Below are 12547 nucleotides of genomic sequence, written 5' to 3'. Positions count from 1 at the left end.
GATGACCGACTTCACCCCCACCCCCGAGGACCGCTTCTCGTTCGGCTTCTGGACCGTCGGCTGGCAGGGGGTCGACGTCTTCGGCGGCGCGGTCCGCGAGCCGCTCGACCCGGTGGAGGGCGTGCACCGCCTCGCCGAGCTGGGCGCCTGGGGTGTGACGTTCCACGACGACGACGTGACCGAGTTCGGGGCCTCGCCCGGGGAGCGGCTCACCGCCCTCGTGCCGTTCCGGAAGGCGCTCGATGAGACCGGTCTCGTCGTCCCCATGGTGACGACGAACCTCTTCTCGCACCCCGTCTTCCGCGACGGCGGCTTCACGAACAACGACCGCGACGTGCGGCGGTATGCCGTCCGCAAGGTCGCCGAGAACCTCGACCTCGCCGCCGAGCTCGGCGCGACGACGTTCGTCGCCTGGGGCGGCCGGGAGGGCGCCGAGTCCGGTGGGTCCAAGGACGTCCGAGCCGCGCTCGACCGCTACAAGGAGGCGTTCGACGTCCTCGGCGACTACGTCGTGGAGCAGGGCTACGACATCCGGTTCGCCCTCGAGCCCAAGCCCAACGAGCCTCGTGGCGACATCCTGCTGCCGACGATCGGGCACGCGCTGGCGTTCATCAACGAGCTCGAGCGGCCCGAGCTCGTCGGCCTCAACCCCGAGGTGGGGCACGAGGAGATGGCCGGCCTCAACTACGCCCACGGCATCGCCCAGGCGCTGTGGCACGGCAAGCTCTTCCACCTCGACCTCAACGGCCAGCACGGTCCCCGCTTCGACCAGGACCTGCGCTTCGGTGCGGGCAACGCGCGCGGAGCCTTCTGGACCGTCGACACGGTGGAACAGGGCGGCTACGACGGCCCGCGCCACTTCGACTTCAAGCCGCCGCGCACCGAGGACATGGACGGCGTCTGGGCCTCGGCCGCCGGGTGCATGCGCAACTACCTCATCCTGCGCGACAAGGCGCGTGCCTTCCGGGCCGACCCGGAGGTGCAGGAGGCGCTGGCCGCGGCCCGGGTGCCGGAGCTCGGGCAGCCGACCCTGGCCGAGGGCGAGACGCTGGCGGACCTGCGGTCCGAGGCGTTCGACCCGGACGAGGCCGGTAGGCGGGGCATGGGCTTCGAGCACCTCGACCAGCTCGCGCTCGAGCACCTCTACGGGGTCCGCCGACGCCGGGATGCGCGGGAGGGGAGACCGCCGGGCCGATCGTCGTTACATTGACGACGTGACCACGCCCGACGCCGCCCCTGACCACCTCGACGAGATCCGGGCCGGGTACGCCTTCGAGGGCCCGGCGCTCGACTTCGGTGCCGCCGTCATCGACGGCACCGCGCACCCCGACACCCCGGTGCGGATCCCGCTGGCGGTGCTCAACCGGCACGGCCTCGTCGCCGGGGCCACCGGCACCGGCAAGACCAAGACGCTCCAGCTCATGGCCGAGCAGCTCTCCGGTCAGGGCGTTCCCGTCTTCCTCGCCGACATCAAGGGCGACCTCTCGGGGCTGGCGAGCCCCGGCGAGGCCAGCGACCGGACCGCGTCACGGGCCACGGACGTCGGACAGGACTGGCAGCCCACGGCGTACCCGACGGAGTTCCTGTCGCTCGGCGGGCAGGGCAAGGGGGTGCCGATCCGCGCGACGATCACCGACTTCGGCCCCACCCTGCTGTCCAAGGTCCTCGGGCTCAACGACACGCAGGAGTCCAGCCTCGGGCTCGTCTTCCACTACGCCGACAAGAACGGCCTCGCCCTTCTCGACCTCAAGGACCTCCGCGCCGTCATCAGCCACCTCGTGAGCGACGAGGGCAAGCCCGAGCTCAAGTCGCTCGGCGGCCTCTCGTCGGCGACCGCCGGGGTCATCCTGCGCGAGCTCATCGCCTTCGAGGACCAGGGCGCCGACGCGTTCTTCGGTGAGCCGGCCTTCGAGACCTCCGACCTCATGCGCACGACGAGCGACGGCAAGGGCCTCGTCACCTGCCTCGAGCTGCCCGGCGTCCAGGACCGCCCCGCGCTGTTCTCGACCTTCCTCATGTGGATGCTCGCGGACCTCTTCCAGGACCTCCCCGAGGTCGGCGACGTCGACAAGCCCAAGCTGGTCTTCTTCTTCGACGAGGCCCACCTGCTCTTCGCCGACGCGAGCAAGGCGTTCCAGGACGCCATCGAGCAGACCGTCCGCCTCATCCGCTCCAAGGGCGTCGGCGTCTTCTTCGTCACGCAGTCGCCCAAGGACGTGCCGTCCGGGGTGCTCGGCCAGCTCGGCAACCGGGTCCAGCACGCGCTGCGCGCCTTCACCCCCGACGACGCCAAGGCGCTCAAGGCCGCGGTGAAGACCTACCCGCACAGCCGATACGACCTCGAGGAGCTGCTCACCTCGCTGGGCACCGGCGAGGCCGTCGTCACCGTGCTCTCCGAGAGGGGCGCGCCCACCCCGGTCGCGTGGACCCGCATGCGGGCACCACAGTCGCTCATGGCGCCCTCGCCCGACGCGCTGCTCGACCAGGCGATCGCGTCCTCGCCCATCGCGACGAAGTACGCCGCCGTCGCGGACCGTGAGTCTGCCTACGAGAAGCTCGCGGCACGCGTCAGGGCCGCGGCCCCTCCCGCCGCCGCACCGCCCACCTCGCCCGCGCCGACGCCGGCGAGGAGGACCGCCGCCGCCAAGGAGGACCCGGGCCTCGTCGAGCAGGTCGTCAAGTCCAGCGCCTTCCGGTCGGCGCTGCGCTCGGCCGGCACCGTCATCGGCCGCGAGATCACCCGCTCGATCTTCGGCACCCGCAAGCGCTGAGCCTCAGATCGTGAGCAGCGCTCTCGCGTAGGCGCACTCGACATCCGGATCGGTGAGCGTATGCCGGGTGCCGTCGCCTGCGGCATACGTCACCTCCCAGCCCCCGGGGACCTGGCGCAGGGACTCGAGCCGGTCGCCGAGCAGCTCGCGGAGCTGGTCCTCGCGGGGCAGCCAGACCGCCTGGTCGAGGCTCACGGAGTCGAGCGCCCACTCGGTGGTGCCGTTGAAGCCGAGGACCGTCTGGTCGGCGAAGTGCTGCGGCTCGATCGTGAGGTTGCTGACCCAGAAGACCTCGCTGGACAGGAGCTCGGCCTCGATGACGAAGCGGTCGCCGGCCCTCGGCTGCCAGAGGACGCCGGACTGGTGGAGGAGCGCGCGGGCGAGCTCGAGGCTGATCATCGTGTCAGCGGGACATGAGCGAGGCCCGGGAGACCGGGAAGTCGAAGAAGGTCGTCGGGAAGAGCTCCGGGCGGTGGGTGAAGTGCCACCACTCCGCCTCGTAGTTGGCGAAGCCCTGGTCCGCGAGCACGTCGACGAGGAGCTCGCGGTTGGCCCGAGCGGCGTCCGTGACCTCGGGGTTTGCCGTGTTCGAGAGGACGTCGAAGCAGTCGAAGGCCGTGCCCATGTCGAGCGAGGCGTCCGGCGCCCGGTCCTCGACCGGTCCGAGGCACGATCCGGCCGGGTGCGGGGAGTGCGGGGTCGGCCCGGGGCGGGCGTCGACCGGCTGGAGCGTGAGGTCCACGGTGCTCGCGCGCCTGTGGCCGGACTTCGCGGCGATGTAGCCGTCGGCGAAGAGCCGGGACTTCTCCACCCGCGGGTAGAACTCCGACTTCATCTGCTCGTCCTCGAGGTCCTCGGCCCAGCGCACGAAGTGGTCGACGGCGCTCTGCGGGCGGTAGCAGTCGTAGACCTTGAACGTGAGGCCTCGGGGGCGCAGCGCGTCCTGAGCCCGGGACAGGGCCTCCGCGGCCGGACGGGTGAGGAGGCACAGTGGCGCCCGGTAGGCGTCGATCCGCTCGCCGACGAAGTTGTGGCTCGTCGTGTACCGGATCTCGTGGACGATCGTCGGGTCGACGTCGCGCAGGGCGACGATCTCCGACGGGGCGCTGGGGTGGCCGCGAGGGTGAGGCCGAGGGCCAAGGCGGGCAGCGCGCGACGGGTCATGACCTCGTTCCTAGCAGCGACACGGGCGCACCGCCACCTGAGAGGACGAGGTCACCACCACGACAGGACGGTCGCCGTCCCGCCGATGACGGCCCAGAAGCGCAGGGCCCGGCCGACCAGACCGGTGACGAGGAAGACGGTCACGGGCACCCGGAGCGCGCCAGCGAGGACGGCGAGGACGGCATACGGGGGGAACCCGGTGGCCGCCGAGACGAGGAGCATCCCGGCGCAGAACCACGGCCGGCCCTCGGTGCGCACCCGCCACCTGGCCATCGACGCCTTGGCCCGGGGCCGCTCCATCCGGCGGGCGACGAAGCCGAACCGGTCGACCTCGCGGCCGCCGTAGTACCAGAGCAGCTTGCCGGCCATCTGGCCCACGGTGGCGCCGAGGACGAGCAGCCACGTCGGCGCCTGCCCCTGCACCGCCGCGACGGCGATGATCGCCTCGATGTTGATGAGCGGGATGAGGGCTGAGGCGACCGCGAGGCCGAGGACGGCCAGGGCCTCACCCCACATGGGCGACCTGCGGGACGGGCAGGCCGATCCGCAGGAGCCGCACCACCGACCAGCACTTGAGGACGAGCAGCGCACTCGCGACGGCGAGGCCGAGCCACATCCACCCGGTGGCAAGGAGGAGGACGGCGAAGAGGGCGCTGTTGACCGCCTTGGCCGGCTTGGACCAGTTCCAGAGCCAGATCGTGCGGTCGACGACGTGGAAGTAGTTGGGGCTGCGGATCGGCCAGGCGAGGAAGGCGATGGACAGGAACGTGTCGACGACCATGAACTCGGCGAGGTAGACGAAGATCGCCGGCGACAGCTCGGGCTGGAGCCACGCGAGGCCGACATAGAACGCGCCCGCGTTGAACCGGTCCGAGAAGATGTCGAGCACGGCACCGATCCGGGTCTCGCACCCGCGCACGCGCGCCCAGGTGCCGTCGAGGACGTCGCCGGCCCAGTAGATGCCGAGCGCGACGACGAGCAGGGTGAGGCTGCGCTCGTGCAGCGCCCAGGCGGCGGCACCGGCCGAGGCGGCCGTGCGCACGGCGGTGATGACCGTCGCCCCCGTCCACAGCCGCTCGTGCAGGACCCCGACGTCGGCCACCGTCTCGCCAGTGAGCGCAGTTCTCGACACGCGCACAGGATAGGTGTCTCAGCCGAGCAGCGCCGCGATGAGCAGGATCACCGGCACGGCGCCCACGGTCGTGATGAGGATGGTGTCGCGGGCGAGGACCGTGCCCCGGTCGTAGCGGGTCGCGTGGACGAAGATGTTCTGCGCGGTGGGCAGCGCCGACGTGACGACGATCGCGAGCAACGCGGGCCCGCCGACTCCGAGCGCGAGGTGCGCCACGGCATACGCGACGAGCGGCTGGACGACGAGCTTGAGCGCGGAGGTCGTGACGAGCTCGGCCACCGAGCCGGCGGCGCCGAGACCGGGGCCGAGCCGCAGCGCGATGCCGTACGCGATGAGCATCGACGGGACCGCGAGGTTGCCGAGCAGCTCGAGCGGGTTGCCGACGACGTCCGGCAGGGTCCAGCCGGTGACCGACAGCAGTACGCCGAGGAGTGAGCCCACGGTGAGCGGGTTCCGGAACGGCCGGGTGACGAGCTGCAGGAGCGACGGGGAGCGTCCGAGGGCGTCGGCGTCGAGCACCGCCAGGGCGACCGGCTGCAGGACGAGGAGCTGGAGCAGCAGGGTCGGGGCGACGAGGGCCGCGTCGCCGAGGACGTAGCTCGCGACCGGGATCCCGAGGTTTCCCGCGTTGACGTATGCCGCCGAGAGGGCGCCGATGGTCGCGTCACCCAGGCGTCGGCGCCAGACGAACCGGGCGAGGAGGCCGTAGACGACCACGGGGACGAGCACGGCGACCGACGTGGCGACGAGGTTCCTGGAGAGGACGTCCTGGACGTCCGCCCGGCTCAGGGTCATCACCATGAGGGCGGGGGAGCCGACGAAGAAGGCGACCTGTGACAGGATCCGCTGGGCGGTGAGGTCGACGATGCGCAGGTGGGCGAGGAGGGCGCCGACGGCGATGACGACGCCGATGGTGGCGAACCCCGTGAAGACTCCCTGCACCCGGTCAGGCTAGGACGCCCCACGCAGGACCCGCCGACCCGTCTCGCGCCACGCCGGGGACTGCGTCGTTCGAGCCATGCGCGGGAGGCCGGACCGCGGGGTTCACCCCGCAGGTGCCGACTCCCAGGCTCGCCCACCCTGGTGCCGCACCTGCTCACCGCGAAGACGGCGGACCTCACCCGTGCGGGATTGCCCGGACACCCTCCGGCGTCGGTCGCGCGCAACTAGGATCGAGGTGTCGAACCGCAGCCCGTCCGGTCGCCACCGCACCGGGCACGAGGAGGCCTCCGTGGCCGGAGCAGAGCGTGACCTCACCCCCCCGGCGCCGCTGGGACTGGGTCGGACGCGGTCCGGGCCGGTCCGGCAGCAGCGTCCCGTCTATGTCGACCTGCTTCCGCCGTGCAACGTCGGCTGCCCCGCGGGCGAGAACATCCAGGCGTGGCTCGCCCTCGTCAAGGCCGGGCGCGAGGAGGAGGCCTGGCAACAGCTGACCGCCGACAACCCGCTGCCGGCGGTCCACGGCCGCGTCTGCTACCACCCCTGTGAGGCGGCCTGCAACCGGGTGGAGCTCGACGGCGCCGTCTCGATCCACGGCGTCGAACGACACCTCGGAGACCTCGCGATCGAGCGCGGCTGGACGTTCGTCCCGCCCGTCGTCCGCAGCGGGCGCCGGGTCCTCGTCGTCGGGTCGGGCCCGAGCGGGCTCTCCGCGGCGTACCACCTCGCCCGGCTCGGCCACACGGTCGTCGTGCGCGACAGCGGTGCGGAACCGGGCGGGATGATGCGCTACGGGATCCCCAGCTACCGGCTGCCGCGGGCCGTGCTCGACGCCGAGATCGACCGGATCCGCGCCCTCGGGGTGACCTTCGAGCAGGACCACCGGGTCGAGGACCTCGAGGCCGAGCGTCGTGGGGGCGCGTTCGACGCCGTCTTCGTCGCCATCGGTGCGCACCTCTCGACCCGGGTCGACATCCCGAACCAGGACGCCGCGCGGGTCCTCGACGCCGTGACCTTCCTGCGCGACGCGGCCGGCGGCACCGGCTCCCCGATGACCGGTCGGGTCGCCGTCTACGGGGGAGGGAACACGGCGATGGACGCCGCCCGCGTCGCCCGCCGGCTCGGCGCGGACGACACCGTCATCGTCTACCGCCGCACGCGCGAGCAGATGCCGGCCCACGAGTCCGAGGCGCAGGACGCCGAGGAGGAGGGCATCCGGATCAGCTGGCTGCGCACCATCGCCTCGATGGGCGAGGGGGACCTGACGGTCGAGGTCCAGGAGCTCGACGAGCACGGGAAGCCGCACGGGACAGGGGAGTTCGAGACCCTCGCTGCCGACACCGTGATCCTCGCACTCGGGCAGGAGAGCGACACCGGCTTCCTGCGCGGCGTCCCGGGCATCGAGTTCCAGCGCGACACCCTCAGGGTCGACAAGGGCACCCTCGAGACGGGCGCACCCGGGGTCTTCGCGGGTGGCGACGCCGTGCCCAGCCAGCGCACGGTGACCGTGGGAGTCGGACACGGCAAGCGGGCGGCGCGCTCCATCGACGCGTGGCTGCGCGGTGGCCGGCACGAGGACCCGCCCAAGCACCCGCACGCGACCTTCGACAAGCTCAACCTCTGGTACTTCGGCGCCCACGGCCGGCGTGAGGAGGTCGAGCTGGCCCCGCAGGCCCGCTCGCAGACCTTCGACGAGGTCGTCCACGGGCTGTCACCGGAGGAGGCCGCCTTCGAGGCGGGGCGGTGCCTGTCGTGCGGCAACTGCTTCGAGTGCGACGGCTGCCTCGCGGCCTGTCCCGAGGACGCGGTCATCAAGCTCGGCGAGGGACTGCGCTACGAGTTCGACCTCGGTCGGTGCACCGGGTGCAGTGCGTGCTACCGCCAGTGCCCGGTCCACGCCATCGAGATGATCCCGGAGAGCTGACCATGCGCGTGACGATCGACGGCAACCAGGCGGCGGTCGACGTCGCCTACCGGCTGGGCGAGCTGTGCGCGATCTACCCGATCACGCCCTCGTCGACCATGGCCGAGCTCGCCGACGAGTGGGCCAGCCACGGGCGCACCAACGTCTGGGGGTCGGTCCCCACCGTCATCGAGATGCAGAGCGAGGGCGGCGCGGCCGGCGCGATGCACGGCGCCCTCCAGGGCGGCGCGCTGAGCACGACGTTCACCGCCTCGCAGGGACTGCTCCTCATGATCCCCAACATGTACAAGATCGCGGGGGAGCTGACGTCCACGGTCTTTCACGTGGCGGCGAGGTCCCTCGCGGCGCAGGGGCTGTCGATCTTCGGTGACCACTCCGACGTCATGGCGGTGCGGCAGACGGGTTTCGCGCTCCTGTCGTCGGCGTCGGTCCAGGAGGCCCACGACTTCGCGCTCGTGGCGCAGGCCGCGACGCTGCGGACCAGGGTGCCGTTCATCCACTTCTTCGACGGCTTCCGCACCTCGCACGAGCTCAACACGGTCGAGCTCATCGACGACGAGGTGCTGCGCGCCGTCGTGCCCGAGCACCTCGTCCGCGAGCACCGTGCTCGGGCCCTCACGCCCGAGCACCCGTTCGTTCGCGGCACGGCACAGAACCCCGACGTGTACTTCCAGGCGCGCGAGACGGTCAACCCCTACTACGCCCGGACGGCCGGGGTCGTCCAGGACGTCATGGACGAGGTCGCGGCCCACACGGGTCGCGCCTACGGCGTCGTCGAGTACGCCGGCCACCCGGAGGCCGACCGGGTCGTCGTCGTCATGGGGTCCGCGGCAGAGACGGTGCGCGAGACCGTCGCGCACCTCGTCGCGGGCGGGGAGCGCGTCGGAGTCCTCGTGCTGCGGCTCTACCGGCCCTTCCCAGCGGCGGAGCTGCTGGCGGCCCTGCCCGGGAGCGTCCGCCAGGTCGCCGTCCTGGACCGCACCAAGGAGCCGGGCTCCAACGGGGAGCCGCTCTACCTCGACGTCGTGTCCTGCCTCGCCGAGGCCCACGAGCGCGGCGACCGGGCCACGGTCCCGCGGGTCATCGGGGGCCGCTACGGGCTCTCCTCGAAGGAGCTCACGCCGGGGATGGTGGCCGGGATCTTCGCCGAGCTCGCGCTCGCCGAGCCCCGCCGCCGGTTCACCCTCGGCATCACCGACGACGTCGGCGGCACGAGCCTGCCCTACGACCCCGACCTCGACATCGAGGACCCGCAGACGCTGCGCGCCGTCTTCTACGGGCTCGGCTCCGACGGCACGGTCGGTGCCAACAAGAACACGATCAAGATCCTCGGGGCCGACCCGGACGTGCACGCCCAGGCGTACTTCGTCTACGACTCCAAGAAGTCCGGTGGGCTCACCGTCTCCCACCTCCGGTTCGGGCCGCACCCCATCCACGCCCCCTACCTCGTGAGCCGGGCGGGGTTCGTCGGCTGCCACCACCTCGGCCTGCTCGACACCGTCGACGTGCTCGCCCGGGCGCGTGAGGGCGCCACCCTCCTGCTCAACGCGCCACAGCGACCCGAGGACGTCTGGGACGCGATCCCGGGCCCGGTCCAGCAGCAGATCCTCGACAAGCGGCTCCGTCTGTATGCCGTCGACGCCACCACGGTGGCCCGTCTCGCCGGGCTTCCCGGCCGGACCAACACCGTCCTCCAGACGTGCTTCTTCGCGATCTCCGGCGTGCTGCCGGCGGACGAGGCGGTCGCCCGGGTCAAGGCCGCCATCCGCACGACCTACGGGCGACGCGGCGCCGAGGTCGTGCGTCGCAACGAGGCCGCCGTCGACGCCACGCTCGCGGCCCTGCACGAGATCCCCGTGCCGTCCGCGCGGACGTCGACGCGGGACCTGCCCGACGTCGTCCCGCCCGACGCACCCGACTTCGTCCGCCGCGTGACCGCCGAGATGATGGCCGGGCGCGGTGACGCCCTCCCGGTGAGCGCGCTCCCGGTCGACGGTACGTTCCCGAGCGGCACCACGGCATACGAGAAGCGTCGGATCTCCGACGTCGTCGCCGAGTGGGACCCCGACACGTGCATCCAGTGCGGCACGTGCAGCTTCGTCTGCCCGCACAGCGTCATCCGCTCGCGGTTCTACGACGGCGCCGCGCTCGACGGGGCGCCGGACGGGTTCCGGTCGGCGCCGCTCACCGCCGTCGGCCTGCCGGAGTCCCGCTACACCCTCCAGGTCTACGTCGAGGACTGCACCGGCTGCGGCCTGTGCGTCGAGGCGTGCCCGGTGAGCCCGCTGTCGATCCCCGGCATGCCGGGTGAGCCCGAGCGCAAGGCGATCAACCTCGCCCCGCTCGAGCCCCTGCTCGCACCGGAGCGCGAGAACATCGCCTTCTTCGAGAGCCTCCCGGTCAACGACCGCGCGCGCGTCGACTTCGGCACGGTCCGGGGGACCCAGTTCCTCCAGCCGCTGTTCGAGTTCTCCGGGGCCTGCGCGGGATGCGGCGAGACGCCCTACCTCAAGGTGCTCACCCAGCTCTTCGGTGAGCGGCTCACCGTGGCCAACGCGACGGGGTGCTCGTCGATCTACGGCGGGAACCTCCCGACGACGCCGTGGACGAAGAACGCCCAGGGGCGGGGGCCGGCCTGGTCGAACTCGCTCTTCGAGGACAACGCCGAGTTCGGTCTCGGGCTGCGGCTCGCCGCCGACCTGCACACCCGGCTGGCCCGGGAGCGCCTCGCCCAGCTGAGGGACGAGGTCGGCGCCGAGCTCGCCGACGCGATCCTCGGTGCGGGTCAGGTGCGTGAGTTCGAGCTGACGGCCCAACGGGAGCGGGTGGCGGAGCTGCTGCACCGCCTCGACGGCCTCTCCGGCCCGCTCGTCGACGACCTGCGCAGCGTTGCGGACCACCTCCTGCGCCGGACCGTGTGGATCGTCGGGGGTGACGGCTGGGCCTACGACATCGGGTCCGGCGGGCTCGACCACGTGCTCGCGAGCGGCCGGAACGTCAACGTCCTCGTCCTCGACACCGAGGTCTACTCCAACACCGGTGGGCAGTCCTCCAAGGCGACGCCGATCGGCGCGGTGGCCAAGTTCGCGGCCGCCGGCAAGGCGGTCGCGAAGAAGGACCTCGCGCTCCAGGCCATCGCCTACGGCAACGTCTACGTCGCCCGGGTCGCGATGGGCGCAGACCCGCACCAGACGCTGACGGCGTTCCGGGAGGCGGAGGCCTATCAAGGGCCCTCGCTCGTCATCGCCTACAGCCACTGCATCGCCCACGGCATCGAGATGAGCAAGGGCCTCGACCAGCAGTACCGCGCCGTGGCCTCGGGGCACTGGCCGCTCGTGCGCTACGACCCGGCCGTGCGGGCGGTCGGGGGCAACCCGTTCCAGCTCGACTCGCCCCGCCCCCGCATCCCGCTCGAGGACTACGTCTACAACGAGCTGCGCTACCGGATGCTGCGCGACTCCGACCCCGCCGAGGCCGAGCGCCTGCTCCACCTGGCGCAGGAGGCGGTCGACCTGCGGTGGCAGACCTACGAGGAGATGGCGACGCGCGGCGCCGACCGCTTCGTCGCCGACCTGAGGAGGGCGCCGTGACGGACCTGTCGACGAGCTACCTCGGGCTGGCGCTGCGCAGCCCGCTCGTCGCGAGTGCGTCCCCGCTGTCGCAGCGGGTCGACGGGGTGCGGGCCCTGGCCGACTCGGGCGTGGGCGCCGTCGTCATGTACTCGCTCTTCGAGGAGGAGGTCCACCGGCAGCAGCTCCACGACCTCATGGTGAGCGAGACGCACGAGAACGTGTTCGGGGAGGCGCTCTCGTACTTCCCCTCCGCAGCGAACGCCGACACCGGCGGCGCGACGCGCTACCTGAGGCTCCTCGAGCAGTCGGCCGCGGCGGTCGAGGTTCCCGTCATCGCCAGCCTCAACGGCAGCACACCGGGCGGCTGGGAGGGCTTCGCGCGGTCGATGCAGGACGCGGGCGCCGCGGCCATCGAGCTCAACGTCTACCTCGTCCCCGGCGACCCGCACACGAGCGGGCGCGACGTGGAGGACCGGCACGTCGAGATCCTCCAGCAGGTGAGGGCGGCCGTGTCCGTGCCCGTGGCGGTCAAGCTCAGCCCGCACTTCAGCTCCACCGGCGAGATGGCGCTGCGGCTGGACCGGGCGGGGGCGGACGGGCTCGTGCTCTTCAACCGCTTCCTCCAGCCGGACGTCGACGCGGAGGCGCTCGTGGTCACGACCGGTGTCACCCTGTCGACGCCGGGCGAGGCCCGGTTGCCGCGCACGTGGATCGCCATCCTGCGCGGCCACGTCACCGCCTCGCTCGCAGCGACGACCGGCGTCGACCAGCCCGAGGACGTCGCTGCCTACCTCCTCGCCGGCGCCGACGTCGTCATGTCGGCCTCGGCCCTGCTGCGGCACGGGGTGGGGCACGCGGCGGTGCTCCTCGACGGTCTCGAGGACTGGATGCGCCGCAAGGGGTTCGACAGCCTCGACGAGGTCCGGGGGCGGCTGGCGGTCCCGGTGGGCGTGGACCAGGGCGCGTACGAGCGGGCGGGGTACGTCGCGGCCCTGGCGAAGGCGCGCCGGACCTACGGCGACCCGGTCGCGTCGCGGTCCTGAGG

Annotated in this window: 10 protein-coding genes; 5 read left to right on the top strand and 5 right to left on the bottom strand. The window is 72.3% G+C overall.

All coding sequences use genetic code 11. The features are described 5' to 3' along the window. Position 1 precedes the first annotated feature (1 nt). Both xylA and AC3EU2_RS05465 read left to right on the top strand, forming a co-directional pair. Positions 2-1210: a xylose isomerase gene (gene xylA, locus AC3EU2_RS05470; RefSeq protein ID WP_488178704.1), complete on the top strand. Its 1209-nt coding sequence runs from the start codon at positions 2-4 to the stop codon at positions 1208-1210. Positions 1211-1214: 4 nt separating this feature from the next. Next, positions 1215-2771: a helicase HerA-like domain-containing protein gene (locus tag AC3EU2_RS05465; RefSeq protein WP_488178703.1), complete on the top strand. Its 1557-nt coding sequence runs from the start codon at positions 1215-1217 to the stop codon at positions 2769-2771. A 3-nt stretch (positions 2772-2774) separates the two neighbouring features. Here the strand turns inward: AC3EU2_RS05465 and AC3EU2_RS05460 are convergent, their stop codons facing one another. The 5 genes from AC3EU2_RS05460 to AC3EU2_RS05440 form a co-directional block, all read right to left on the bottom strand. Further along, positions 2775-3170 (bottom strand): hypothetical protein, encoded by a 396-nt coding sequence (locus AC3EU2_RS05460; RefSeq protein ID WP_035938273.1) that lies wholly within the window; start codon positions 3168-3170, stop codon positions 2775-2777. Between the two features lie 4 nt (positions 3171-3174). Next, on the bottom strand, positions 3175-3855 hold the full coding sequence (locus AC3EU2_RS05455; RefSeq protein ID WP_488179444.1) for a M15 family metallopeptidase: 681 nt from the start codon (positions 3853-3855) through the stop codon (positions 3175-3177). A gap of 131 nt (positions 3856-3986) precedes the next feature. Further along, positions 3987-4451: a VTT domain-containing protein gene (locus AC3EU2_RS05450; RefSeq protein ID WP_488178702.1), complete on the bottom strand. Its 465-nt coding sequence runs from the start codon at positions 4449-4451 to the stop codon at positions 3987-3989. After that, a complete protein-coding gene (locus AC3EU2_RS05445) occupies positions 4441-5067 on the bottom strand; it encodes a CDP-alcohol phosphatidyltransferase family protein (RefSeq protein WP_488178701.1) in 627 nt (208 codons plus the stop codon). The genes AC3EU2_RS05450 and AC3EU2_RS05445 overlap by 11 nt, the downstream gene beginning before the upstream one ends. 18 nt (positions 5068-5085) lie before the next feature. After that, positions 5086-6009, bottom strand: coding sequence for an AEC family transporter (locus AC3EU2_RS05440; RefSeq protein ID WP_488178700.1), 924 nt, complete (start codon positions 6007-6009; stop codon positions 5086-5088). A 289-nt stretch (positions 6010-6298) separates the two neighbouring features. Between AC3EU2_RS05440 and AC3EU2_RS05435 the strand changes: the two genes are divergently transcribed. From AC3EU2_RS05435 to AC3EU2_RS05425, 3 genes are read left to right on the top strand one after another with little or no spacing between them, the layout of a single operon-like run. Beyond that, positions 6299-7930 carry an NAD(P)-binding protein gene (locus AC3EU2_RS05435; RefSeq protein WP_488178699.1) on the top strand — a complete coding sequence of 544 codons (1632 nt, stop codon included), beginning with the start codon at positions 6299-6301 and terminating at the stop codon, positions 7928-7930. 2 nt (positions 7931-7932) lie between these two features. Beyond that, positions 7933-11520, top strand: coding sequence for a pyruvate:ferredoxin (flavodoxin) oxidoreductase (nifJ, locus tag AC3EU2_RS05430; RefSeq protein ID WP_488178698.1), 3588 nt, complete (start codon positions 7933-7935; stop codon positions 11518-11520). After that, entirely contained in the window at positions 11517-12545 is a 1029-nt protein-coding gene (locus AC3EU2_RS05425; protein ID WP_488178697.1) for a dihydroorotate dehydrogenase-like protein, read from the top strand. Before nifJ ends, AC3EU2_RS05425 begins: the two co-directional genes overlap by 4 nt. Positions 12546-12547 lie beyond the last annotated feature (2 nt).

Source organism: Knoellia sp. B-D-2, assembly GCF_057714695.1.
This window is presented reverse-complemented; position numbering and strand designations above follow the sequence as displayed.

Bases quoted from the DNA above. Each gene is read 5' to 3' on its own strand.
- nifJ (WP_488178698.1), top strand. From the start codon at position 7,933: ATGCGCGTGACGATCGACGGCAACCAGGCGGCGGTCGACGTCGCCTAC.
- xylA (WP_488178704.1), top strand. From the start codon at position 2: ATGACCGACTTCACCCCCACCCCCGAGGACCGCTTCTCGTTCGGCTTC.
- AC3EU2_RS05450 (WP_488178702.1), bottom strand. From the start codon at position 4,451: ATGTGGGGTGAGGCCCTGGCCGTCCTCGGCCTCGCGGTCGCCTCAGCC.
- AC3EU2_RS05460 (WP_035938273.1), bottom strand. From the start codon at position 3,170: ATGATCAGCCTCGAGCTCGCCCGCGCGCTCCTCCACCAGTCCGGCGTC.